General features: G+C 70.4%; 19 protein-coding genes. 9 read left to right on the forward strand and 10 right to left on the reverse strand.

What is annotated here, in order from left to right; translation table 11 throughout:
- Positions 1 to 40 precede the first annotated feature (40 nt).
- The 3 genes from WMF12_RS47705 to WMF12_RS47715 all read left to right on the forward strand — a co-directional run bounded on the left by WMF12_RS47705 (position 41) and on the right by WMF12_RS47715 (position 3,674).
- Complete coding sequence (locus WMF12_RS47705; RefSeq protein ID WP_437857145.1) at positions 41 to 523, forward strand: hypothetical protein; 483 nt, start codon at positions 41 to 43, stop codon at positions 521 to 523.
- A 406-nt stretch (positions 524 to 929) separates the two neighbouring features.
- Positions 930 to 2,231, forward strand: a complete 1,302-nt coding sequence (locus tag WMF12_RS47710) for a trypsin-like serine protease (protein WP_437857153.1) — start codon at positions 930 to 932, stop codon at positions 2,229 to 2,231.
- A gap of 330 nt (positions 2,232 to 2,561) precedes the next feature.
- On the forward strand, positions 2,562 to 3,674 hold the full coding sequence (locus tag WMF12_RS47715; protein WP_437857155.1) for an ABC transporter substrate-binding protein: 1,113 nt from the start codon (positions 2,562 to 2,564) through the stop codon (positions 3,672 to 3,674).
- Between the two features lie 184 nt (positions 3,675 to 3,858).
- Here WMF12_RS47715 and WMF12_RS47720 read toward each other — a convergent pair whose 3' ends face one another.
- Positions 3,859 to 5,217 carry an ADYC domain-containing protein gene (locus tag WMF12_RS47720; protein ID WP_437857156.1) on the reverse strand — a complete coding sequence of 453 codons (1,359 nt, stop codon included), beginning with the start codon at positions 5,215 to 5,217 and terminating at the stop codon, positions 3,859 to 3,861.
- Positions 5,218 to 5,372: 155 nt separating this feature from the next.
- Entirely contained in the window at positions 5,373 to 7,736 is a 2,364-nt protein-coding gene (locus WMF12_RS47725; protein ID WP_437857157.1) for a hypothetical protein, read from the reverse strand.
- 381 nt (positions 7,737 to 8,117) lie between these two features.
- On the opposite strand from WMF12_RS47725, the gene WMF12_RS47730 reads away from it, so the two are divergent.
- Positions 8,118 to 9,557 (forward strand): sigma 54-interacting transcriptional regulator, encoded by a 1,440-nt coding sequence (locus tag WMF12_RS47730; protein ID WP_437857158.1) that lies wholly within the window; start codon positions 8,118 to 8,120, stop codon positions 9,555 to 9,557.
- Between the two features lie 588 nt (positions 9,558 to 10,145).
- On the opposite strand, the gene WMF12_RS47735 is transcribed toward WMF12_RS47730, so the two are convergent.
- From WMF12_RS47735 to WMF12_RS47745, 3 genes are all read right to left on the reverse strand, one after another.
- Positions 10,146 to 10,640, reverse strand: a complete 495-nt coding sequence (locus WMF12_RS47735; protein WP_437857159.1) for a CARDB domain-containing protein — start codon at positions 10,638 to 10,640, stop codon at positions 10,146 to 10,148.
- 907 nt (positions 10,641 to 11,547) lie between these two features.
- The gene (locus WMF12_RS47740; RefSeq protein WP_437857160.1) at positions 11,548 to 12,399 is read right to left on the reverse strand and encodes a ketopantoate reductase family protein; all 852 of its coding nucleotides are present in this window, start codon (positions 12,397 to 12,399) and stop codon (positions 11,548 to 11,550) included.
- 49 nt (positions 12,400 to 12,448) lie between these two features.
- Complete coding sequence (locus WMF12_RS47745; RefSeq protein ID WP_437857161.1) at positions 12,449 to 13,543, reverse strand: NADH:flavin oxidoreductase; 1,095 nt, start codon at positions 13,541 to 13,543, stop codon at positions 12,449 to 12,451.
- A gap of 259 nt (positions 13,544 to 13,802) precedes the next feature.
- On the opposite strand from WMF12_RS47745, the gene WMF12_RS47750 reads away from it, so the two are divergent.
- Positions 13,803 to 14,378: a TetR family transcriptional regulator gene (locus WMF12_RS47750; protein ID WP_437857162.1), complete on the forward strand. Its 576-nt coding sequence runs from the start codon at positions 13,803 to 13,805 to the stop codon at positions 14,376 to 14,378.
- Positions 14,379 to 14,486: 108 nt separating this feature from the next.
- Here the strand turns inward: WMF12_RS47750 and WMF12_RS47755 are convergent, their stop codons facing one another.
- Positions 14,487 to 16,607, reverse strand: a complete 2,121-nt coding sequence (locus WMF12_RS47755) for a hypothetical protein (protein WP_437857163.1) — start codon at positions 16,605 to 16,607, stop codon at positions 14,487 to 14,489.
- Between the two features lie 534 nt (positions 16,608 to 17,141).
- Here WMF12_RS47755 and WMF12_RS47760 point away from each other — a divergent pair.
- Entirely contained in the window at positions 17,142 to 17,687 is a 546-nt protein-coding gene (locus WMF12_RS47760) for a hypothetical protein (RefSeq protein ID WP_437857165.1), read from the forward strand.
- Positions 17,688 to 18,142: 455 nt separating this feature from the next.
- On the opposite strand, the gene WMF12_RS47765 is transcribed toward WMF12_RS47760, so the two are convergent.
- A complete protein-coding gene (locus WMF12_RS47765; protein ID WP_437857169.1) occupies positions 18,143 to 19,135 on the reverse strand; it encodes a fatty acid desaturase family protein in 993 nt (330 codons plus the stop codon).
- 189 nt (positions 19,136 to 19,324) lie between these two features.
- Here WMF12_RS47765 and fumC point away from each other — a divergent pair, with 189 nt between their 5' ends.
- Both fumC and WMF12_RS47775 read left to right on the forward strand, forming a co-directional pair.
- Positions 19,325 to 20,749 carry a class II fumarate hydratase gene (gene fumC, locus WMF12_RS47770; RefSeq protein WP_437857174.1) on the forward strand — a complete coding sequence of 475 codons (1,425 nt, stop codon included), beginning with the start codon at positions 19,325 to 19,327 and terminating at the stop codon, positions 20,747 to 20,749.
- Between the two features lie 462 nt (positions 20,750 to 21,211).
- The gene (locus tag WMF12_RS47775) at positions 21,212 to 21,796 is read left to right on the forward strand and encodes a hypothetical protein (RefSeq protein ID WP_437857178.1); all 585 of its coding nucleotides are present in this window, start codon (positions 21,212 to 21,214) and stop codon (positions 21,794 to 21,796) included.
- A 29-nt stretch (positions 21,797 to 21,825) separates the two neighbouring features.
- Here the strand turns inward: WMF12_RS47775 and WMF12_RS47780 are convergent, their stop codons facing one another.
- Genes WMF12_RS47780 through WMF12_RS47790 form a run of 3 tightly spaced genes read right to left on the reverse strand, consistent with a single transcriptional unit; the run spans position 21,826 to position 22,918 of the window.
- Positions 21,826 to 22,131, reverse strand: coding sequence for a hypothetical protein (locus WMF12_RS47780; protein WP_437857182.1), 306 nt, complete (start codon positions 22,129 to 22,131; stop codon positions 21,826 to 21,828).
- Positions 22,128 to 22,478, reverse strand: coding sequence for a hypothetical protein (locus WMF12_RS47785; protein ID WP_437857186.1), 351 nt, complete (start codon positions 22,476 to 22,478; stop codon positions 22,128 to 22,130). Before WMF12_RS47785 ends, WMF12_RS47780 begins: the two co-directional genes overlap by 4 nt.
- Positions 22,463 to 22,918, reverse strand: coding sequence for a hypothetical protein (locus WMF12_RS47790; RefSeq protein ID WP_437857189.1), 456 nt, complete (start codon positions 22,916 to 22,918; stop codon positions 22,463 to 22,465). Before WMF12_RS47790 ends, WMF12_RS47785 begins: the two co-directional genes overlap by 16 nt.
- 485 nt (positions 22,919 to 23,403) lie before the next feature.
- Between WMF12_RS47790 and WMF12_RS47795 the strand changes: the two genes are divergently transcribed.
- The gene (locus WMF12_RS47795) at positions 23,404 to 24,864 is read left to right on the forward strand and encodes a porin (protein WP_437857196.1); all 1,461 of its coding nucleotides are present in this window, start codon (positions 23,404 to 23,406) and stop codon (positions 24,862 to 24,864) included.
- Positions 24,865 to 24,867 lie beyond the last annotated feature (3 nt).

The raw sequence follows: 24,867 nt of genomic DNA on the forward strand, positions 1-24,867 counted from the left end.
TGCTGTTCGCTCCGCGGGAAATCGCCCGTATCCTGTCGGCATGCACTGCCCCACGTGCGGCCGCTCGAACGCGGAGGCCCATGTCTTCTGCCCGGGCTGCGGCGTCCGGCTTTCCCGCGCCGCGAGCGCGCCCGTCGCGGATCCCGTCACCGAGCCCCACGCCGCGAGCGCGCCGGCGGAGCGCTCCCTCGAGGAGCGGGTGGGGCGGCTCGAGCGCGAGGTCCAGGCGCTGCTCGAGCGGCGATCCGCGTCGATGCGCGACGAGCTCCGCTGCCCCGCCTGCGGCGCGAGGAAGATCCTCCACGCGCCCAAGGTCCTCGACGCGGACGCCGACGGGCGGAACGAGCTCGCCATCGCGCAGCCGAGCGTCTGGCGCAGCCGGAGGGTCGGCAAGCTCGAGGCGTACATCTGCGCGGGCTGCATGCTGGTCGAGTGGCACGTGAAGGACCTCGAGGGGCTCGACGAGCATGTGGACGTGTCGGCGCTCGATGGTGAGGCGCCGCGGCAGGGACCGTATCGTTGATCGATCGCGTCCGCCGGAGGTGACGTCCGAGGGGGTCAAGGTGTCGCTGGAGGCTGCCGGCGCGGGCGAGGTGCGGCGGGATGCCGCCTCGTTCCACGCCTTGAACGCGGCCGTTCCAGATCGCCGCCTGGCGGCGCTCCGGGTAGCGCAGCATGCTCTGGGCGCGATTCTTGAGCCGTCGCGGGCGGATTTCATACGCCCGCCTCCGGGCCTGCCGCTCCGGCTGTCCCTTCACCGGTTTCAGCCTGGTGCCCCCATGGGTCTGCTTGGAGATGCCGTCGCCGAGCCCGGCACGACGCAATCACAGGCCCCGTCACTCGGCTTGCTGACGAGCACTGGCTCCTGGCGGAGGCGGACTCCGTCGGCGCGAACGATCGTCTGAACAGAATCATGATGTGGAGGCAGAATGAAGAAGAGAGAACTTGGTCATCAGCTTGGTCTCGCGGTGTGCGCGGGCGCCGCGCTCGGCCTCTCCACGGGCTGCTCGATTGAAGGCGCGTCCGACGAGACGCTCGATGCATTGGGGTCGCATTCGTCCGCGATCATCGGCGGCGAGCTCGCCGAGGCGAGCCCCTGGGCCGTGCAGGTCTTCGACGTGCGGAGCACGGGCGACTTCTACCAGTGCACAGGCACCCTCGTCGCGGCGCGCTGGGTGCTCACCGCGCAGCACTGCATCGCGGACGAGGGCGAGACGTCGGCCGTGCGCGTCGGCAGCAACACGTACCTCGCGGGCCAGCGCATCGAGGTCGACGCCGTCGAGGTGCCCTCGGCCGTGGCCGACATCGCGCTGCTCCACCTGACCGAGGACGCCGATGGCCCGTTCGTCCAGCTCGCCGAGGCGACGTCGACCTGGATCGACAGGGACGCGACGGCCTACGGCTGGGGGAGCGAGGGCACGCCGCTGGTGATGGCGCCGTCGCTCAAAAAGGCGACCCTCCACATCAATGGCTGGCGCTCCGACGAGGAGCTCCTGGGGACCGGCGTGACGGGCGCGGGCTGGAGCGGCGACTCCGGCGGCCCGTGGTTCGTCGACGGGCGTCAGGTCGCCGTGTTCTCGGCCACGAACGGACAGAACGGCACGAACCTGCACGCGACGGTCACCGGCGTCGACGTGGCGCGCCACCGGGCGTGGATCGACGCCACGATCGCCGCCGGCCCCACCGTCCACCCCAGCAACCAGGTCGTGCTCCACGATCTCTCGAACTTCTCCGGCATCTCGCAGGGCTTCGGGATCGGCCACCACAACCTCCTGAACACGACGATCATCGGCGACAACCGCGCGAGCGCCATCAAGGTCCCCGCCGGGCTCCGGGTCACGGCCTTCATCCACCACAACTTCGGGGGCGAGGTGCGCATCTTCACCTCGGACACGGATCTCGTGGCCGCGGGCTTCAACGACGTGCTCTCGGGCATCGTCGTCTCGAACGCCTCGGACCCGCAGCTGGACGTCGTCACCTTCTACGAGCACGCCAACTTCTCGGGCGAATCGTTCATGTACGGCGTCGGCTCCGCCGTCTTTTTCGGCGGCCCCTGGGCCCCCTGGGACCGGAGGGCCAGCTCCGTCCGCGTCCCCCCCGGCTTCAAGGTGACGCTCTACGACGGGCTCTTCCAATACTCGGCCCAGTCGCGCGTCCTCACGGCAGACGCGAACCTCGCCCCCCAGAGCTTCGACGACCAGACCCGGAGCTTCCTCATCGAGCGCTTGTAGGAGCGAGCGCGCGGAGCGGCCAGCGCTCCCCGCGTCGCGAGGCGAGCGCCGAATCACCCCCACGCCGGCCGCGCGAGGCCAGGACGGCGCGCTCTCGCGAGCCTCGCTCGGTAGGCCCCGTGCGGATCGAGCCCCAAGATGTGCTGGCCTACCCTCGTGGACACGGCGTCTGGCGTGGTCCACCGCTGGAGATGGTGGGCGGATGCAATGTCCGGCATGGTCACCCAGGTGCGCCCGCCACGGCGAAATGGATGGACCCGTGCTATCGGGCCTTGCTACTCTGCGTTGCAGGCATGGTGTAACGAATCGTTACACGGGTGACGCCAACGCATGAATACGCCACTGTCGCCACCTGGAGCGGTGCGGACCGACGGATCATCCGTCCAGATCGGCGCTCTCGTTCCGCTGACTCGGCCCGGCTGGGTCGAGGCAGGCCGGCACTTGCTCGCTGGACTCGAGCTGGCCGTTCGCGAGGTCAATGACGCCGGCGGGATCGTCGGAAGACCACTCGAGCTGGTGGTCCGAGACACCGCGGCCGATCCACAGAGGGCCGCGGCGGCCGTCGATGAGCTGGCTCGCCTGGGCGTGGCTGCCTTGGCGGGGGAGTATCACAGCGTCGTCGCTCGCGCCGCTGCCGCCAGGGCCGACGCCCTCGGCCTGCCGTTCCTCTGCTCGTCAGCGGTCCTCGACGCGCTCACCGAACAGCCAACGGAATGGGTCGCGCGCCTCGCCCCGGCGCAGTCCCACGGCTGGCGGATCTACGCGGACTTCCTCCTCCGCGCGGGCCACAGGCGCATCGCCGTAGCAGCCGATTCGAGCGTCTACTGGGCGTCTGGGGCCCGCGTTCTGCGGGACCACCTCGCTCCACGCGGCGGCACCGTCATCGAGCTCGACATGCGCGCGCTCGCCCCCGCGGCCGTGTGCGACGAGCTCGCCGGCAACCGCGCGACAGCCCTCCTTCTTCTGGTCGGCTACCCGGAGCCGGCGGTGTCGATCGTCAGGTCTGTCCGCCGCGACCAGCGCCTCGCCGAGATCATGATCGGTGCTCCGGCCGGGCAACCGGAGTTCGCCGAATGGGCGGCGTTGCTGGGCGGCGACAACGCCGCGATCCCGTTCTTGCGCTACCTGCCCGAGCGCCTCGGCCAACTCGGTGCCCGAGTCGAGACGGCCCTGCGCGAGCGGCTGGCCGAAGCGCCTTCCTTCGTCGCCTTCGAGGGCTACGACACGGTCGCCGTCCTCACCGATGTGCTGCGTTCTCACGGCGCGGACCGGGCGCGCACCGCCGAATCCTGGGCGCGCGTCGCGGTCGAAGGCACCCGCGGGCAGATCCGGTTCTCCCGCGCGCCAGGCATCAGCGTTTGGCAGTGGGCTTGGCCGCCAGTCCAGGTCGTTGATCGAGATCCGGCGGAACCCGATCGCATTCGGATCCTTCACGCCGGCTGAGAGAGCACGCAGGTCCGACTGCCGGAGGCGCCGCTTGAAGCCCGAGGGCGAGCAGCCCAACGAGCCCCGGTCCGTGGGCTCTTCGGGCCATGAGGGGCGCGAAGCTCGTCCCGACGACGGCCAGGTCGGCCCAGAACTCGAGCCGGGCGCCGCCCGGCCCTGACCCGCCCGCGAGGCGGTCTGCTCACCACGTCGAAGGGCCGGGCGGCCCGACGCGCCCCGTGGCGAACGCGCCGATGGTGGACCAGTGGGCCGTGCACGGGGGCAGCGAGGACAGCGAGGCCACATGGTCGTGGAACTCGGAGATGCGGAGGTTCTCCACGTTCAAGCACTTCGCGCCCTCGGGGCTCCAGATCGCTTCGAGGTGCGTCGGGTCGGCGCCCGGAAGGATGCCCAGCTTGTCGCGCACGACGATCGGGGTGCCCGGGCGCGTGAAGCTGGTCGTGCGCTCCGCGCCGCCCGCGGGGCCCGCGAAGTAGGCCGCGCGCTTCGCGTGCAGGCAGGCGCCGAACAGGAAGCGGCCCTCGTCGGCGCTCGCCGTTTCGGTCCGCCAGGGGGCATATCCCCACGAGAGGCACGTGTCGATGGCCCCCGTCTCACAGCTCATCGTGGTCGCGCTCGCGTCGCGCGCGACGGTGGCGAAGAGCCCGTCGACCCTGCTCTCCCCCGCGAACGACGCCCGGAGATCGACGCCGGCCACGCTGCAGTGGCGGCGCCACCGGGAGGCGCTCGGATCGGCCCCGGCGGGGACCACCCGGTATTTGACGTTGTACCGTCGGAGCCAGGGGCGCGGCTCCGGATCCGGCGGCGGAGGCGTCAGCGGCGCCGGGCCCGGCGGCTCTACCATCAGCTCGTAGCGGAAGAACAGGCCCCCGGGGCCGGCCACCTCGAGCTTGAACGAGGAGAGCGCCGCTCCCCGGACGGGCGGGAACACAACGCCGTCGAGCGCAACCTCGATCTCGAGCTCCATCCCGACGGCGCGCACGCTTCGCAGCACGACCGGCCGAAAGGCCGTCTCGCCGGGCAGCATGCGCGACGCGCTCACGGCGGACGAGTACAGCGCGGTGGGTCTCGTCGCGCTGCGGAACTCGAGCTTGACGCTCCCCCCGGCGTTGACGAACCGCTCGGGGCAAAAGGACGGGACGCCTTGATCGTTGAGAAAGCAGTAGGTGCTATCGCTGGCCGCCGCCACGTAGATACCCGGGCCGTTGCTGCCAGGGCGCTTCGTGGGGTCATAAGGCAGCAGCGCCCTGAGATCGGGGAGCTCGTACGTCGTGTCCCCCTCGGCGCCTCCCGTCGCCGTGCCGGGCGGCAGCGCGCCGGCGGGCTCGCCGGCGCCGCCGGCCTCGATCCCGGACGGGGGCGCGTCCGGCGCCGCCTGCGCTGCGTCTTCGGGATCCCCGGGCTCGGGCAGAGCGCAGGCGCCGCACGCGCCCGCTGCCAGGAGCGCCAGCATCGATCGCGCGCGCCACGCCGCCGAGACGCCTCCGGCGGCCCGCACGCCGCGCCCACGTCGCTCGCCTCGCCAGGTTTCGTTTCTCATCGGTCATCCTCCTCGTCGCGCTCGTCGTGTTCGCCGCCCTCACCACCCCGGGGACCGCGGCCTCTGCTGGACACAGGCTCCCGCGCTCCGACAGCCCCGCAGGGACGCCCCGGGGCGGGAGGCAGGATGCGGCCCTCCGGCCCCGGGCGCCGCCTTCACTCGCAGCTCGGCGGGCGGATGGTCGTGCCGCCGGCGGTGACGCTGAAGGGCGGTCGATTCGGGCTGAACGGCTTCGCGTGGTCGTCGCAGGCCTCGACGCCGAAGAGCGCTCGCGCCGCGCCTGCGCCGAAGGCGTCTTCGCACTGCTGCATCGCCTCGCTCACCGCCCTGGCCTCGGCGCCGATGGCGCTCGTGTCGACGCTGCCGTCGGGGTTGAAGCGAATGTCGGTCACGTGGTTCACGCTCGTCAGGCTGGTCTGCGTCGAGACAGGGGCGCACACGAGGCCGAGCTGGGCCTCGACGCACTTCGCCTGCGCCGCGCTGAACCCGCTGGCGCGCAGGGTGTTCGAGTACGAAGCCGGGTCGGCGCAGACGTTCGACGGGTAGGGGAAGCCGGAGACCGCCCGGCCCGTCAGGCAGATGTTCACGGCCGGGCGCGCGCCGCTCGGCGGATCGGCCTCGCAAGGCGGCGGCGTCGGCGGGTTCGGCGCCGTGTCGGCGAGGCAGGTGTTGACGTCGACCGGGAAGCTCGAGAAGGCGCCGTCGAGCGGCAGGTGCGACTGGACGTTCGGCTGCGTCAAGGGCGCGCCCGTGCCGGAGCCGGTGCCCATGCGGAAGCGGTTGGCCTCGGGCCAGTCGCCCGTCGTCGTCTCGGCCAGCGTCCCGCGGGTGTTGACGATGGGCACGTCGAAGCCGAAGGGCCCGAAGCGCAGGTGCAGCTTGATGGCCGCCGAGTACGTCGCGTTCACGAAGCCGCGGGGGGTCACCGAGAGCACCGTGACGGGCTGCTGGTTCTCGAGCGCGACCGCATCGCGCAGCACCTGCTCCTGGCCGCCGTTGACCCCGAGCCCGCCGGAGACGTCGAGCCACATGGCGAAGATGCCGATGTCGAACCCGGCGCCCGCCGTCAATACCGACTCCATGCCGGCGCTGTGCCGCACCGTGAAGGTGTGATCGTCGTCCTGGATCATGCGCGCGAGCATCGGGTTCGTCACCGGCATCAGGCCCATGTCGCCCGCGCCCGAGGGCGACAGCAAGAACCAGCGCAGGCCCGACGCCGGCGCGACCGGCGTCGGCGTGGCGGCCGTGCCCGAGCCGAGCATCATCGGCATGTCGCCCCACGACACCGGGAAAGGCACGACGATCGAGCCGATGGGGCCCATCGGCCGCGGCGTCAGGCCGAAGGGCAGCGTGCCCGAGGTGTGGCCGAGCAGCCGTTCGTTCGGCGTGCTCAGCGTGCCGATGTCGGCGCGCGCGTTGAGCTCGAGGTTCACGTGCACGACGCCGATATCGAACAGCGGGAACCTGACGGGGTCGGGCCGCACGACCGCCCGGCGCGAGACCACCGCGTCGGCGTGCGTCACGGTCTGAAAGCGCCGGCGGAAGGCGCCCGTCGTCGGATCGAGCGACGCGTCGTTCACCACCTCGCCGTCCGCGCTGACGAAGGCGAGCGGCGCGCGCATCTCGCCGAAGCCAGGCAGACCCATGTTGCCGATCGGCGTCAGCTTGCCCCCCGCGAGGATGGGCACGACGAACGCCTGCGCGCCGTCGTTGACGCCCGAGCCGGTGAAGCGCTCCGGCCCGTCGAGCACCACCGTCGGCTCCATGACGAGCAGGTCCACCGTGCGGCCGAAGAGCCTGAGCTCGGCGAGCGCCCTCCGGCCCATCGACCGCTTGCCGCGCGCGCTCTGCTGGCGCTGCACCTCGCGGGCCGCGCAGTACAGGCGCGCGCCTCGCAGGCGCGCCTCGCCGAACAGGCGCGGGTCGGGGTAATTGAACGTGCCTGTCTTCTCGATCGAGCGCTTCAGCCAGCGGGCGCGCGCGGCGGCGAAGCCGTCGAAGTCCTGCGTCACGCTGGCCGAGAGTCCCCCGGGGAACATCGCCTCGAAATCGGCCAGCACCGCGCTGGCGTCGGCCTCGTCGAGCGCGGCGGCGACCTTCGCGTCCGCGCTCGCGAGCGCCTCGTCGAGGTGCGTCCTGAGCGCCGGAGGCGCCGAGAAGGGGTCGGCCGTGGCCGCGTTGCGCCAGGCTGCGCGATCGCTCGTCGGCCCGGCCGCGAGGTTCGCTCCGTTCGAGAAGCTCGCCAGGCGGATGGCGCTCGTGGTCGTGTCGCTGATCGGCGTGCTCGCCGGCACCGCGCTCATGCCGGCCGCGGGCAAGGTCGCGCTCGCGGTGGCGGGGCCGGCGACCGGCGAACCCACGCTGACGATCGGCTGCTCGCCGGCACCGGTGTCGTCCGGCGCTTCCGGCGCGGGCTCCGCGTCGGCGAGGCACCCGGCCGCGAGCGCGCCGAGCGCACCCAGGACGACGGGAGACAGGACCGAGCTGCGGCGGGCGCGCGTGTGGACATGATTCGACATGATTTCCTCCTGAGCTGGTTCGCGACGCCTGCGCGCGGCGCGCGGCGCGGCGTCGTCGACGGATGGCCTCGCGCCCCCCGGCGCAGGGGGCGCGGCGTCGTGGCGTCGACCCGGCCACCGCGGAAGTCGGTGCCGCCGCGCGCGGCATGCTCCGCGGACGCGACGGCCTTTCGCGATGGCCTTTCGCGAAGGTGTTTAGCGAGGCGCGTGCCAGCCGCTCTGCCTCCGGCCCGGATCCAGCGCAGGCCCGCGGGCGCCGCCGCGGGACGCTGCGCCTCGTGTCGCCCCTCGGAGCCCCCGCCCCGGGCACCGGCTCGGGCACCGCTGTGGACACCCCTATGGGCACACCCGTCGGCGCCAGGCACCTATACTGACCGTGGGATGACGGACGACGGGTCGACCCTGCAGCCGAGCGGGCATCGCGCCTCGAGCAGCGGCGGGCCCGCCGCCGTGCCGGGCCTCGTCCGCGTCTTCGGCGCCGGGGTGACCCTGGCCAGCGCGCTGCCCTTCGAGGGCGAGGCGCTCGAGCTGGGTCGCGGCTCGGCGGCGCTCGGCGAGGCGAAGGACCCGCGCATGTCGCGGCGCCATGCCCGCTTCCGCTTCGATGGGCGGCGCTTCTGGGTCGAAGACCTCGGCAGCCAGAACGGCACCGTCGTCGACGGGGAGCCGCTGCCGGCGGGGGCGCCGCGCGAGGCGACGTGCGTCGTGCGCCTCGGCGACTCGCTCTTCGTGCCCTCGATCGACGTCGGCCCCCTGGCGCGCCAGGGCGTCGTGGCGCGCCAGGGGTTCGTGCGAGGCCCGGCGATGCAGCGGCGGCTCGCCGAGGCGGCGCGCGCCGCCGAGCTCGGGCTCTCTCTGCACATTCGCGGCGAGAGCGGCACCGGCAAAGAGGGTGTCGCCCGTGCCTTTCACGAAGAAGGCCCGCGCGCCGCCGGGCCTTTCGTGCCGGTCAACTGCGCCTCCATCCCGCAGGGCATCGCCGAGCGCCTGCTCTTCGGCGTGCAGCGCGGCACCTACTCGAGCGCCAACGCCGACGCGCAGGGGTATCTCCAGGCGGCCGAGGGGGGCACCCTTTTTCTCGACGAGATCGGCGAGCTCGACCTCGAGGTGCAGGCCAAGCTCTTGCGCGCGCTCGAGACGCGCGAGGTGCTCGCGCTCGGCGCGTCCAGGCCGAAGAAGGTCGACTTTGCCTTCTGCTCGGCCAGCCACCGCGATCTGCGCGCGCAGGTCGCGAACGGGCGGCTGCGCGAAGACCTCTACTTTCGCCTGGGGCGCCCCGCTGTCGAGCTGCCGCCCCTGCGGCGGCGCCTCGAAGAGATGGCCCTCTTGATCGAGCAGCAAGTGCGGCAGCTCGCGCCCGAGCTGGGGCTCCACGTCTCGCTGGTCGAGGCGTGCCTGCTGCGGCCCTGGCCGGGCAACGTGCGCGAGCTCCTGGTCGAGGCGCGCGCCGCCGCCCAGTGCGCGCTCATGCAGGGGGCCTCGCGCGTCGAGGCCGCGCACCTCAGCCCGAGCGCCGGCGCCCTCTTCGAGCCCGACCCGCCCTCCGGCGCCCCGCCCGCCGAAGGCCGAGACAGCGCGCCTGCCGCGCCCCGGGCGCGCCGCGCGCTGCCCTCGCGCGCCCCCCCGCTCGACGCCGGCGAGCGCGCCCGCATCGAGGCGGCGCTGCGCGAACAAGGCGGCAACGTGCGGGCCGCGGCGCGGGCGCTCGGCATGCACCGGACGCAGCTTCGCCGGCTCATCGAGCGGCACGGCCTCGGGGCATCGACGGGCGCCGGCGAGCCCGACGACGCGCCGGGCTCTGTCGACGAGAGCCCGACCTAGCCCTGGCCAGACGACATCCCAGGCGTCACCGTGGCGGCGGCGCGGCCACGGGCACGCCGGCGAGCGTCAAAGTCGGCCCCTACGCCAAGATACGTGAGCGGCGATGTCCGCGTCGAGGATCATGCGACCATCGTCAACGGTATGATCTCTGGCGGCCGAATCGGCTCGCTGAGCATAGTCGGGCAAGACGGCTCGGGCGCTCAGGCGCGCGCGTTCAACGTAAGCGGCTCGGCGGTCGTGCAGACCATGTTTATCCGCTCGCCTGGTTCGGTAATCGTCAGTCCATCTCCGGACCAGCGCGCCTGCTCGGGACGTCGAGTTCGTCGCGTCATCGAAGTCGAACAGCACGTTCTACGAATTCGTTCCCGACGACTGGAACGGAGTCTTGTCGGCCACCGACGTGACGGTCGCGCCGCCCTTCGCCTGGGGGCCGTGAAGCCACGACCAGGCGCTTGGCGTCAGAGCAGCTCGCCAATCTGGGACGGGGTGGTCAAGACCAGCCAGGCCGCGCCAGCACGATCTGCGTCGCGGCGCTCACCGCGCGGCGGTCGAACTACAGGACGCTCGCCCGTTGCCCAGGGGTATCGCTCAGTCTCTCCCGTACTTCTCGTTGTTGGTCTCGTCCGACTCAGCCACCAAGTTGCTCGGATCTACTTTGGTGTACCAGGTTCCAGTGCAAGACTCCAAAGCACTGACCGTCCATCCATATTTTGTAGATGTATATGTGTGCGATGCGCCTGCGGCAAGCGGGACGAGGTTCGGCCCCCAGGTTGCAAAGAATCCGCTACAACCGGACGGTTGGTACGGGGTCACGTATTGTCGATAGTTCAGGAACGCAACACCCGTGCTACTGGAAGCCGCAGTTCCCTGGTTCTTGATGACCGCTGTCATCAATACACCTCCGGTCACATCGGCCAACGTGAGGCTCTCCACGACGAGGTCGGGCAAGTCCGTGAGCGCCTGCTCGGTCGCTTGAACGGGCTCGGTCTCTTCGACCTCCGACGTCGCGTCGATCGCGCAACCGCTGACGGGAAGTGCGAGAAATCCCACAATCGTAATCATCCGAATCTGCGCATATCGCATGAGGAGAATCTCCGGCTTGTTCAGTCGATGCGGTCCGAGAGCGACCGCACGGGAATGGTTAGCATGTATACATAAATTCTGCAATATCCAAATAATCCAGAGCTGTTCACGCGCGTTCTTGGATCTCTCCCATTTGCCTACATTGCGCCCTTCGTCGCACGGCGGATGCTGCGTTCTGGGGCGCCGGAACGAAGGCTGGTAAGGGGAACTCTGGCTAGTCGAGTTGGCCTATTGACCTGTTGAATTGTTGAAATCCTATCGCGCGAGCAGGATCGCATAGGCGCTCTGGGACCGAGGCCGGATACGACACGTCTTCTCAGCAAGCAAAGAGGTGTTCGCTTTGTCTATCTCCTCTCCGCCCACGCCATCCGAACAACCGAAGTATACGCCCAACCGCAACGGACGGCGGAGGGACCGCGCAGGTCACGGGTACTGACCGCTTCACGGTGGGCAGCGGGAGCGGACGGGACGCCCGTGGCGCGGAGGCCGCCGCGGCGGTGGATGTAGCAATTCGATCGCCAACGTGCGGCGCAGAAGCTCGGCCCACGGCCGGTAGCCACCCGCTTGCGTCTGGGAGCGAGTTCGTCGTTCGCCTTCACGGACTGTTGTGGCTTCGCAGGTGTTGCCGCCCAAGCTAGCTGAGGGGGTTGCGTACTGACTGGGTGATGAGAGGCGCCCTGATCGCGCTGCGCCACGCGCAGGCGCCGATGTAACCGCTGAGGTGCGCCTGCATCGTCCCGGAACGAACGCGATGTCTACCTGGCTCGACGAGTTTTGCCGACGTCTACGCCGGGGCGGCGGACTTACGCCCCCGCGACCGACGAGGTCTCGCCGGCTCGCATCACCGGCGGTCCGGCGACCCAGGGGGGCCTGTCCAAATTCACGCTGTTTCCGAGGAGCATCGACATCAGGGTCTGATCGCGAGCAGCGTCGGCGTTTGACCCGGCGCCGCGGCGGCCATCGCGTCGATCAGCGCGCGCGGCTCGCCAGGCCCGACGGCGCCCGTCTTGCGGACGGCGTCGACCCTGCTGAGCCCCCACAGGAGCGCGGCCGCCGCCGGCGTGGGCAGGCGGCTCAGCGTCACCATCGGCTCCGGCGTGATGGTGTTTCCAAGGTGGCGCACCACGCGGAGCCCTTCCTCCATGGCGCGCGCGAGGTTCATCGCCTCTGCCCACGACACGCCTGCTTGCCGCGCGTGGGCCGTGACGATGGCGACCATCGCCGGCGCGGCGAGCGCCGCGTGCGTGCGCAGCCAGCTCTCCATGTCGGAGTGCACGACGGCGGGAATGCCGGCGTCCGTGAAGACCTTTGCCCACGCCGCGTCCGTCACCGTGGTGACCATCCCTCGGGTGACGACCTTCGACGTCAGCTTGCCGTCCTCAAGGGTCGCCAGGATCGCAGGGAAGCCGAAGGCGAAGCGCGCCGGGCCCACCGCCTCTCGGAGGCGGCCCAGCGGCTCGAATGTGTTGAACATGAACATCACGGACCTCGCCGCGCTCCCGGCCAGCGCAGGGAGCACGGCGTCCACCTGGAACGCGAGCACCGTCACGAGCACCAGATCCCACGGCGCCGTCGCGTCGAGCGCGGCGCTCACGCGCACCGCCGCGCGCTCGCCCGCGGCGCTCACGATCGCCTCGTCCCGCCGCAGCTGCTCCAGCCGCTCTCCACGGGCGATCACCGTCACCTCGTGCCCCGCGCGCGCGAGCTGAAAGGCAAAGGTGCTTCCAATCCTACCGGCGCCGACAATGGCAATCTTCATGCGTTACACCGTAGCTCCTGTGGGAAGATCTCATGGATAACGGGCCGATTCAGAAGTACCGGCCCAGGCTCTCCTTGGTGAACTCCGTCAGCTCCGAGGTCCTGCCGGTCTTGATCTTCTCCACCCAGGCCGGGTCGTTGAGCAAGGGGCGCCCGACGGCGACGAGATCGAAATCGCCGCGCTCGAAGCGGCGGACGAGCTCGCCGAGCCCCTGGGGAGCGGAGGGCTCGCCCGCGAAGTTCCCGAAGAGGTCGCCGGACAGGCCGACCGACCCCACGGTGATCGTGGGTTTGCCGGTGATCTTCTTCGCCCATCCCGCGGCGTTCAGATCGGAGCCGGCGAACTCGGGCTCCCAGTAGCGTCGCTGGGAGAGGTGGAGCACATCGGCGCCCGCCTCGGCGAGCGGCAATAACCACTGCTCCATCTCCTTCGGCGTCTTCGCGATCTTGTGATCGTACGCGCCCATCTTCCACTGCGAGACGCGGAGGATCACAACCATCTCCGGCCCGACGGCCTCTCGAACGGCCTCGAGGACCTCCACGGCGAAGCGATTCCTCTCGCCGATGGTCTTTCCTCCATACTCGTCGGTGCGCTGGTTCGTCACCTCGTAGAAGAACTGATCGATGAGGTACCCGTGGGCGCCATGGATCTCGATGGCATCGAAGCCGAGGCGCTTCGCGTCGGCCGCCGCCTTGCCGAAGGCCCGCACGGTGGCGTGCACGTCGTCGCGCGACATGGTCGCCGGGCCTTCCAGGGCCGCGGGCTCCTCGTGGCCGTTCGGATCCTGCTTGGCGAGCCCGACGTGCCATAGCTGGGGCGCCATCTTCCCTCCCGCCCTGTGCACGCTGTCGATGACCTTTCGCCAGCCGTCCAGCGCCCGCTCGCCATAGAAGTGGGGTACGTCGCGGAGGTGAAGCTTGCCCGGCCGCTCGACGACCGTTCCTTCCGACAGGATCAGCCCGACGTCCGCGGCAGCGCGCCGGGTGTAGTAATCGACGTTCGGCTCGCCCGGCGCGTTGCCCGGCGATCGCTGGCGCGTCATGGGCGCCATGACGAACCGATTCTCGAGCTTCAGCCCCTTCAGCTCGAATGGCTTGAAGAGCGCGCTGACGTCGTCGTTCTTGTTCGATTGCGGATCCGCCATCGCTCGGTCCCTTCTCCGGTTCTCTGGGCGTCGTCCTCGCCACGGCGCCGCGGCCGGCAGCGCCCTGGCGCTCCGGCAACGCCTGCGCCTGCAATCTCGACACCTCGCGGCGCCATCGTCATCGTCGGCGCGCGCCTCGGTGTTAAACCAACTGGATGGTTTAAACCTAGGGAGCGGCCTTGGCCGTGTCAACTGGGCGAGGCGGCGGTGCGCTCTCCTTGCCGCGCGCCACGGCGTGTGCTCCAGGAAGGATCCACCCATGCGCTACGATTCGGCGGCGACCAAGAAGAGGCTCCTCGACGCTGCGCTCGACGAGTTCGCCGAGCGAGGGCTGGCTGGGGCGCGCGTGGACCGCATCGCGGAGCGGGCCTCGGCGAACAAGCAGGCCATCTACGCCTATTTCGGCTCCAAGGAGGGTCTGTTCCGCAGCGTGCTCGAGGAGCGGTGCCAGATCGCGTTCGACGCCGTGCCCTTCGACCCGTCGGACCTGCCGGCCTTCGTCGCAGGCGTCTTCGATCACCTGGTCGAGAATCCGAAGAGCGTGCGGATGATGATGTGGAGGCAGCTCGAGCTCCCCGACGAGGCGCAGCACGACGTCGCGACCGCCAAGGTGCAGGAGCTCGCCGCGGCCTACGACCTCGGGGCGACACCGAAGCCGTGCGCCGAGGACCTGTTCGTCATCCTCCTCGGGCTGTCGATGTCCTGGTTCAGCGTCGCGCCAAACCAGCCGGCCGCGAAGGGATCGGCGGCGGAGCAGCGGCTGCACGCCTTCAGGCGCTCGCTGGTCACGGCGGCCGACGCGGTCGTGAAGGCGATGGCGACGAAGAAGCGGTAGCTGGTCCGTGCCGGGCCTCGGCGTGATTTGTCGCCGAGGATGCCGCCGGCGCGCTGCCAAAGCAGGCGGGCGGCAGTCCATGACGGCAGCCCGCGAGCACCGCGGTGCTCAGGGGAACCACGCGGCGACCTGCACCACCTCGCGCGCCGCGCCGGCCAGGCCTTCGTCGCCCGCGAGCGCCGCGATGAGCGGCGCGAGCTTGTCGAGGCTCACGCCGTCGCCCGCGAGCGCGGCATGGCGATCGTCGCTGGCCACCGCGTCGAGCAGGATGCCGAGCGCCGCGGCGGCGCCCTCGGGCGGGAAATGGCGGGCCAGCGGGACCAGGTCGAGCAGGCGGCTCGGCTCGTCGGCGCCGAAGCGCAGGGCCAGTGGGAGGGCCTGACGCGTGAACTCGGGGGCGTGCGCGGGATCGTGGCGCGCCAGGAAGCCGAGGGCGACCTGGTGGTGGGCGTCCCCGAGCGGCGCGATCCAGGCGAGCACCGCGTCGCTGTCGCCCGTCGCTGCGAACCAGGGGCCCACGTCGAAGAGCAGCCCGTAGCGCTCGAGCGGCTCGGCCTTCCGAATGGCCTCGTCGATGCGCGCCCGCAGCCGCGCCGGCTCCGCGGCGAAGGGGAGGCTGCGGGCCAGCGCCCGCACGCGAGGCGCTGCCGGCAGCGCCTCGATCAGGTCGTCGGCGGGATCGCCCTGCGCCCTGAGGCGCGGGATCAGCCCCTCGAGGAGCTCGACGGCGTGCTCGCCGAAGCCGGGCGCGAGCGCCGCGGCACGGCGGGCCTCCGGGACGTCGAGGTGCGGCACGAGCCGCGCGAGCGTCCTGTGCTCGGCCAGGTCGTACGGCTCGATGTGCTGCTCTACCGCGACGAACGCGGCGCGTACGCGCTCGGGATCGCCGAGGACCCGCGCGAGCGCGGCGAGCGCTCGCGCCCGCGCGGGCCCAGGCAGCGCCTCCGCGTCGGGCCAGAGCGCCTCGGCGACAGCACGCGGGAAATCGCTGGCGAAGAGCTCGACATCGCCAGGATCGCCGCCGCCGTCGCGGAGGCTGGCGAGCGCCTCGCGCACGACGGCGATCCCTTCCTCCGGAGGCAACCCCTTCGCCACGAAGAGCATCTGGTGCGCTCGATCCTCCGCCTTCTCCGTGGTCCGAAACACGGCGAGCGCTTCCCGCGCGAACGCGTATCCCGCCTCGGCCCCCACGATTTCGGCGAGGCTCAGGAGGCCATCCCCGCGGAACACGGTCTCCGGGGTGCGCCGTGCGGCGTCCGTGGCCCACGCGAGCACCTCGGCGCGCGCCGGGCCGGCCGTCATCGCCGCGCCGAGCGCGGTGAGCGCCCTGGCCTGATCTCGCTCGTCCGCGATCCGCTTCTCCCGATCGATGGGCTCGACGCCGACGGGAGCATCGTGGTCCTCGCGGCGGGCGCACCAGTTTATGCTCGCCTCGACAAGGGCCGCGCGCACCGCGAGGGCCGTTGCCTCGTGACCCATTGGAAGCGGCTCGACGGCGCGGCGGCGCACGCGCTCGAGGTCGGCGACGAAGCCGAGATAGGCCTCGGGCCGAGCCATCCAGCGGGCGAGGTGCTCTTCGGTGACCAGCGCGGCGAATGCCTGGAGCGGCGCGGCGGCCTGCTCGAGGTGGGCGCGCGCGTAGGCGCACGGATAGCCGTCCGGCGGGAGCGACAGCAGGCGGCGGATCGACGCGTCCCGCGCGCCGCGGTCGAGGCGCTCCTCCACCTCACGGCGGGCCGCGTTCGAGCGGAACGCGTACGTGCCCTCGAAGGCTGCGACGAGCGGCTCGATCCCGGCGAGGGCGCCGTCGATCGGGGCTCCGAGGGCGGCGGTGATCTCGTCGTCACGAAGCCGGCCGTAGGCGACGGAGAGCAGGCCGAGGAGCTTGGCTGCTGCGGCGCCCGCGGTCGCGAGAAGCTTTGCGGGATCGCCCGGCGCGGGCCAGGGCCGCGCCGGCAGTGGATGGATCCGCGTGCGCGCAGGATCGAAGCCGAGGCGCTGGATCCACGCGCGGACTGCGGCGTCGCCGCCCGCGCCGCCGCAGGCCGACTTCCCCCCTCCGTTGGCGCCGTTGCCCCCGTTGGAGCCGTCGGCGCCCTGGTCCTTGCCGCTCCCCTTGCCGCCCTTGCCGCTGCCGCCGCCGTTGCTTCCGCCGCCGCCCATGATGAAGACGCCGGGGTTCATACCGGGGATCGCCGGGATATTCGGGACAGGGGCCGTGCGCGCCATTGGATCGAGCGTAACAGGGGGGGCACAGCACCTGAAAGGCGCCTCTTCTCGCCACGATCGCACTGGAGAGCACGTCGACCCGATCGGTCAGCCGCAAGGTCTACCGCGCTGTCTTCTCGTTCGACCTGTCTCCAACCTATCAGCATTTCCGCGATCGAGGGTTGCGGCAAGGAGTGAGCTGTCGGTATCGTGCGCGCCATTCGCCCACTCAGGAGCTCTGCCGTGCACAAGATCTACCTCGCCCTTTCCGCAGCATTCCTCGTCACCTCTACGGCCTGCTCGGATGAATCCAATCCAAGCGGTACGAGTAATGATCAGTCCAGCAGCAGCACTTCGACCAGCAGCGCCTCGGGCAGCGGTACCGGAGGCAGCGGCGGGTCAGGGAGCACGGGCGTCGGAGGAGGCGGCGCTGGTGCGACGAGCGGATCGGGCGGCGCAGGCGAGGGCGGTGCAGGCGAGGGCGGCGCGGGGACCGCTGGCGGGCCCGCTACCGGGGCCGGCGGGGACCCGGGCACCTCATCGCTGGGTTTCTTCGTGTCCACCCCGAGCGACAGCGGCGGCGATCTCGGAGGGATCGCCGGCGCGGACGCGACCTGCCAGGCGCTGGCGGCCGAGGTGGGCGCCGGCGGTCGCACGTGGCGCGCGTACCTGAGCACGAGCACGGAGGATGCCCGCGATCGCATCGGCAAGGGGCCCTGGGTCAACGCCAAGGGCGTCACGGTGGCCGCCACTGTCGAGGCGCTGCACGCGCTGCCCGGAGGCAACCCGGAGCTCTTCGTCGATCACAAAGGCAACCCCATCAACGGCCAGTGGCAGGGCTCTCCCTCGCCGATCGAGCATGACATCCTCACGGGCTCGGCGGCGGACGGCACGGCCCTGGCCGCCACGTGCAACGACTGGACGTCGTCCACCGCCACGCCAGGGCCGCAGGTGGGGCACTCCGACGGCCTCGGTCCGAACATGAACGGGCAAGCGCCCTACAACTCGTGGAACTCCGTGCACGCCCCCGCCGGTTGCAGCCAGCAGCAGCTCGCGGCGGTGGGCGGCGCGGGCCGTATCTACTGCTTCGCCGCGGATTGAGCCTTCGCCCGGCTCAGGCGGTCACGCCGGGCTGGATGCCGTTCAGCGCAATCACGTCCTGCTTGATCGACGCCCTCGTCGAGGCCGCGGCAGCGCCGGCGGCCTTCGCGAGGGCGCCGCCGCTCAACCGTCGAACGGGTGTATGCCATCACCGCAACCCGCGGCGCTCAACCATACAACGCTGGCAACCAGAGACCTGATGAGTCGCACGGACGCACCTCCCATGATGCGAGCATCGTGGATGCGACAGGGAGGAGCAAGACGATCTCGGTGACGCTGCCCCGGACAGCACATCTCCGTCGGGCAACCCCATCCTCGTCGGGTTCACCGCGGCATCGGCATAGGGCGGCGCCGGCCACGGGAGAATCGAACTGGTGGATAGTTTATCGCGCGGCCTGCGGATGGCCGGAGTCTGGCGTTCGCCGACCGAACCTCGGTCGCGAGCGGGGCGAAGCTCAGGCGGTCGCGCCGGGCTGGATGCCGTTCAGCGCCATCATCTTCCGCCGCTCGTCGTCCTTGTTGAGGCCGCGGTACCGCTCGTCGAGCTTCGCGATATCGAGCTTCAGGATACGGCCGTACAGCGAGAGGGCGAGGCCGACGATCGACGGGTGGCAGGCGGACTTCACCCGCTCGTCGTAGTAGGGATACGCCGCCTCGTGGAAGCTGCGCAGGTTGTAGAACGGGATGCCCGGGAACTTGTGGTGCTCGTTGTGGTACGTGACGTTGTTCCAGAGGAAGTTCGTGACGCGCGCGCTCGTCCCGTAGGTGCGAGAGCTGTAGGCGTCCTCCCCCGGGAGCATCTCGTAGTGCTCGATCATCGAGGTCACGCTGGCGAGGATGGCGCCGAAGACGAACGGCAGGACATAGAAGAAGAAGAACACCTGGAGCGGCATGACCCAGAAGAAGAAGGCCATGAGGCCGTAGAAGCCGAGGAGCTCCACGTTCATCTTGACGCGCTGGAGCGGCGACAGCCGCTTCACGTACCGCGCCATGCAGCCGAGGAAGTAGAGCGGATAGGCGAACGTGTAGACGGCGAGGAGCAGGAGCCTCGCGAGGACGGGGTTCCGCGTGTAATCCGTGACGACGAAGTTGTCGACGTCAGGGTACGTGTTCGCGATCTTGTGATGATGAAGGTGGTAGTTCGTGTACAGCGTCACGCTCATGCCGGTGGGCGCCCAGCAGAGCAGGGCGATGACGTACGAGGTGAGCTTCGAGCGCGAGCAGCTGCCGTGGACGGCGTCGTGCGCCACGGCGCCGAGGCCGCGGACGAGGTTGGCGATCAACCACGAGCAGGCGACCCCGATCGGGATGGCGAGCGGGTGGTGCTGCGTCGCGTACAGCACCCACGTGACCGCGGCCCAGATGCCGAAATGAAGCGGGATCTTGAGCAGGTGAATCGGGTTGCGCCTGTAGGCAGCCTGCAGCAGCTCCCGCGGTACTGTGTCCATGCCGGCCATGCTGATCTCCGTGTTTCTCGCGCGTGCGCGGCCCGGAACTTCGCAAAAAACAGGCGGGAAAACAAGAGCACGCCCGCTTTTTACCCCCGCGGCGCGAATGCCCCTACGCGCCTGCGCAGGGGCCGGCGACAGGGCTTCGCGCCGCTTGAGGGGCGCGTTCGCCGCCGCTAAGACGCGGCCATGGGGACGCGCATCGAGAAAGACAGCTTCGGGCCGATCGCGGTGCAGGACGACCGCTACTGGGGGGCGCAGACGCAGCGTTCCCTCGAGAACTTCCGGATCGGGGGCGAGCGCTTCCCGCGGGAGATGATCGCCGCGCTCGCCACCGTGAAAAAGGCGGCGGCGCTCGTGAACCGCGATCTGGGGCTCCTGCCGGCGGACAGGTGCGCGCTCATCATCGCAGCGGCCGACGAGGTCATCGACGGCAAGCTCGACGACCACTTCCCGCTCGTCGTCTGGCAGACGGGCAGCGGCACCCAGACCAACATGAACGTGAACGAGGTCATCGGGAACCGCGCGATCGAGATGAGCGGCGGCGTGATGGGCTCGAAATCGCCGGTCCACCCGAACGACGACGTGAACAGGTCGCAGAGCTCGAACGACGTGTTCCCGACGGCCATGCACGTCGTGGCCGCGCTCCAGATCGAGCGCCGCCTGCTCCCGGAGGTCCGCCGGCTGCGTGAGACCCTGGCGCAGAAGAGCGCGGCGTTCGTGGACATCGTCAAGATCGGCCGCACGCACCTGCAGGACGCGACGCCGCTCACGCTCGGGCAGGAGTTCTCCGGCTACGTGGCGCAGCTCGACGCCGGCATCGCCGCGGTAGAGCGCGCGCTCCCGCCGCTGCGCGAGCTGGCGCTCGGGGGCACGGCGGTCGGGACGGGGCTCAACGCCCACCCGGAGTTTCCGGCGAAGGTCGCCGCCAAGATCGCCGAGCTTACGGGGGCGCCCTTCGTCACCGCGCCGAACAAGTTCCAGGCGCTCGCGTCGCACGACGCCCTCGTCGCGGCGCACGGCGCGCTGAAGGTGCTCGCCTGCAGCCTGACCAAGATAGCGAACGACGTCCGCTGGCTCGCGAGCGGGCCGCGCTGCGGGATCGGCGAGATCGCGATCCCGGAGAACGAGCCGGGCAGCTCGATCATGCCGGGAAAGGTGAACCCCACCCAGGCCGAGGCGATGACGATGCTGTGCGCTCAGGTGCTCGGCAACGACGTCGCGGTCGGCATCGGCGGGGCGAGCGGCAACTTCGAGCTCAACGTGTACAAGCCGCTCATCGTGCACAACGTGCTGCAGTCGATCCGGCTGCTCGCCGACGGCTGCGCGTCGTTCGAGGAGCACTGCGCGCGGGGCATCGAGCCGAACCGCGAGCGCATCGAGCGGAACCTGCGCGAGAGCCTGATGCTGGTGACCGCGCTGAACCCGCACGTGGGCTACGACAACGCAGCGAAGATCGCCAAGAAGGCGCACGCCGAGGGCACCACGCTGCGCGACGCGGCGCTCGCGCTGGGGATCCTCGATGGCGAGGCGTTCGACGCGATCGTGCGGCCGGAGAGGATGATCGGGCCCTCGGCGGAGGGGGCGGGCGGGGCTGGGGCGAAGACGGGGTAGCGCCGGGCTTCCCGGCCCGAGAGCCGCCGGGTGACCCTCATCGGGTCGTGGCACGGGGCGCGCGCGGAGCGCCCAGCGCGACTCCGTTGTCATGCACGAGAGGCCCGCGACCCCAGGCCGAGCGTGACATGCCGTGCGCTCGCAGTGGCACAGCATTTTCTGCACGGCCCCATGAGCTCATCGCGACCCATCGACGAGGTGCGGCACCGGTCGATGTCGATGACGGGCGGCCGCCTGAAGGTGGCGGGGGCGGCTCCCGCGGAGGCGCACTCTACTGCGGCTCGGGTGCTGGAGGGCTCGCGCAGCTTGGCGGAGCTCAAGGTGTCCCCGGCATCGGATAACGTTCAATTTTCGAAGAATAGAGCTTGTGCTAAAGCTCGATAGATAAGCGCCGAGGTTCTGTAAAAGAGAACGAAGATCTGGCCGTTGGGCGTAATCTCTATGACAAAAAATGTACGTCTTGTGAAAGGTAAGGTTGTCGTCGAGGATAAGTTTGCGTCGTTGGAAGAGGAGGTTATCAAGGCCAAGTATGGGAGTAAGAGGGTGTTTGAGTTTTGGAGGACCAATCATGTGTCTTTGTCGTTTCTGACAGGGCTGAGCGATATTGAAGATCTGAGCTTGATAAATGCCAAAATCGAAGATCCTTCCGCGCTTTCATGCCTGACCACACTCAAGAGATTGTTTCTGAATGGCGTGAAGGTGAGCTCAGGGTTCGGGTTCTTGTCAGGTCTGAGTCAAATTGAGGAGCTGTATCTGTTGAACCTGAAGGGTGAATTGGCGCTCCCCAGCCTCAAGGGGCTTGATTCGCTAAAGACATTTCGTGTTTGGGGGTGTAAGAGATTTTCGGACGTTTCGGTGCTGGAAGAGGCTCAGGGTCTAGAAGAGGTGGAGTTCGTGGATACGGCCATGGAGCCCGATGATCTTCTTGTGTTGTTCGAGAAGGCGTCGATAAAATATATCAATTCGCAGTTCAGAGCAAAAAAGCAGAACGACGTCTTTTCGGAGTACTTGGTGAAATTTAATAAGAATCAATACCGTGGCCCTTGACGGAGCGGCGCGACGAGGCGGAGGCTCGCTCAGCGCACCTCGCGTGTCGCCGCCGTGGGCGTCGGGACGTAGTAGCCACGGGCGAACAACACGACGTGTCCTCCCGCGTCGAACACCAGATCGAGCGCATCGCCCTGGCGCAGGACGTGAGGACGCCCGCCCGCGGCGCAGTACGCAGGGCTCGGCGTGACGTCGCAGCCGCGGGGGTGGATCCGCGCGCCGCCTGACTCGACGAACACCTCGTCGAGGAGCGTCACCTCGGCCTTCTCCTCGGAGATCCGGATCGTGATCGGCCCGGCGCCGTGGTCCACGAGATCGAGCGACCGCACCGTCACCGAGCGCGCGCGCCGCGCACGTTACGGAAGATCTCGCCGACCCTGCGTGACCTGCCGGCGTCGAGCACGTCGACGTAGGGGCACGCCGCGAGCTCGTCGCAACCCTGCACATGGCGCGTCGGCTTGCGGCCGCTCTCGGTCATCTTGGTCCCGGCGGCGTCGAGCCGAAACGTGACCTGCTCCCTCGCGACCTTCTTCGCCCCCGCGACGCGGTAGCACGCAGTCCACCCGTCCTCGATGTAGCGGGCGGTCGAGGAGACCCCGTCCCCCGCGCGGCGCGGGGGAGCTGTCGAGAGCCTCCAGGCTGAATTCTCTTCGATGCGGCGCCGGATCAAGGAACGGCCCACGGCAGCCGCACCAGGGCGCCGGGAAGGATCCCCTGCTCGCCAGGCAGGTTCCAGACCACCGGCGACACGGGCAGCACCACCGGCGCAAGCGTGACCTCATAGCGGCCCAGCTCGAATGTCGCGCCCGCCTCCGGAAACCCCTGCGTCGGATCGTCGAGCCCCACCAGCGCCTCAGGATCCGCAAGAATGTCCGAGGACGGAAGCTCCGGCGCGCTCGCCTGCGGCAGGTCGGTCACCCGCTGTAGCGCCTCTTCGACCACACGCTTCCAGTTACGTCCCATCTGCGCGGACGGAAGCTCCGCTGCGAGCGCCTCCAACCGCGCCTTGAACTGTGCGTCGGACAGCACCGTCGCGGTCCGCTCTGCGGGCGACCGGGGCGGCGGCCCGACCTCCTGCGCCTGCGCCAGGCCAGGCGCAGCCAGCACCGCGAGCAGCGCCACGGTAGCTTCGTGCGCTCTCCTGCACACCCTCATTCACCACCTCCTTTGCGCGCCTTCGCGCGGCTGACGGACATCCAGCGAGAGGTCGACCACGCGGAGCGCCGGTTATTCCGGCCTTCCGCGCGGCGGCGGGGCGAGCCCGCCTCCGGGAACGGGCGGCGATCGACGTCGATCGCCGCGGGGTTCGGGAGCAACCAGTGTACGCCCATCGCAGGTGCCCGGAAAGGGCAACACGCCTGGTGCGCGCGGGTGCGAGGCGGCGCGTTGACACCCTGTCGACACGTGGGATAGACGAAAGGCGCCTGCCAGCGGCGCTGTTGCCGAGTTCGCTGCGATACCCTCTCGCCCGCCGGCCAGCACGGACGCCAATGACACCTTGCGCATGGACTCGTCGCGGTGCGGATCCTCGATGTGCGCGGCCGCGGCGCCGCGGGGGCAGCGCGGCGCCGGACGGCGCTGCGATCGCCCCAATCCTCCTGGCAGCGGTGGCGCTCTGGTGTCCGCAGGCCAGCGCGCAACCCGCCCAGCGGCAGCCAGCCCAGCCTCCGGCCGCCGACGCGCTCCCGGTTCCCCCGCCCGCCGCGCCGACCATCCCGGTCGCGCCGGCCATCCCGGTCGCGCCGCCGCCCGGCGCGGTTCCCCCCGGCGGTGCGCCGGCCACGCCACCTTCCGGAGCTGCGCCGCCCAGCGGCGCGCCGGCCACGCCACCTCCCGGCACCCCCGCGGCCACGCCGGACGCACCGCCCGCCACCGTTGCGCCGTCCGCTGTCGCCGCACCCGGAGCAGCCGCCGCCAGCACGTCGCCGGCAGGCGCCGCGCCGTCCAGCGCTGCGCCGCCCGCCGCGATCGCGGCCGCACCGTCTCCTGCCGGGTCGGCCGCTGCGCCGGCCGCTGGCGGACCGCCGTTCCAGCTCGCGATCGGCCGCCTCGTGCTCTCTCCCCTCGTGCTCGTGCAGGCGCAGGCCGTCCCCTACGTGGGCGAGGACGCCTTCCTCCAGGCGGGCGACGTCGCCGAGGGGCAGGGGTTCCGCCTGCGGCGCGCCCGCGTCGGCTTCGCGGGGAGGCTCGCCGGGTACGTGCCGTTCGCGGTCTCGGGCGAGCTCGCCGGGGGCGCGGACGCCTCGGCGCGGCTCTCCGAGGCGTGGATCGGCTACGCCCACTTCCCCTTCGCGAACCTCTACTTCGGCGCGCACGACGTGCCGTTCAGCCGCTCCGCGATGGCCGGCGCCGGCGAGGGCGCGCTCATCGAGCGGCCCCTCGCCGTGCGCGCCATGGCGCCCTCACGCCAGGTCGGCCTCCACGTCGAGGGGCACTTCCGGGGCAGGGCGTTCAGCTACTTCGCCGGCATGTTCAACGGCTTCCAGCGCTCGGATCAGTTCTTCGCCGGCTATGTCGAGAACGCCGCGAGCTTCGGCAACCGCTTCGACCACATCGCCTACGTCGCACGGCTCGCCACCGAGCCGCTCGGCCCCCTCCCTCGCTCGGTGCAGGACCTCGCCGCCTCGCGCCTCCGCGTCGGCGCAGGCGCGAGCTACTTCTTCAGCGACGGCGGGACGCGCGACATCCACGGCATCGGCGCCGACGTCCTGGTCCAGGCCGCGGGTGCGCACGCGCTGGCCGAGCTCCTCTGGAACCAGAGCGACCCCGAGAGCACCCCGACGCAGCCGCTCGGCCAGCTCGCCCCGGTCACGTCGATAGGGCTCGTCGGCGAGGTGGGTTATTTCGTGAGGCGCATCAAGCTCGGGGTGAGCGCGCGGTTCGAGTGGCTCGATCCCAACCTCGACCTCTCGGACGAGACGGACAGCTGGGCCCTCACCGCCGGCGCGAGTTACCACTTCATCGACAACACGCTCAAGGCGCAGGCCGACTTCACCCACCGGCAGGAGCGCCACGGCGTCGCGCTCGACAACGACGCCGTCGCGCTGCAGCTCCAGCTCAACCTCTAGCGG

Origin of the sequence: Sorangium sp. So ce363 (genome assembly GCF_051520435.1) — a bacterium.
GTDB classification, from domain to species: domain Bacteria; phylum Myxococcota_A; class Polyangia; order Polyangiales; family Polyangiaceae; genus Sorangium; species Sorangium cellulosum_B.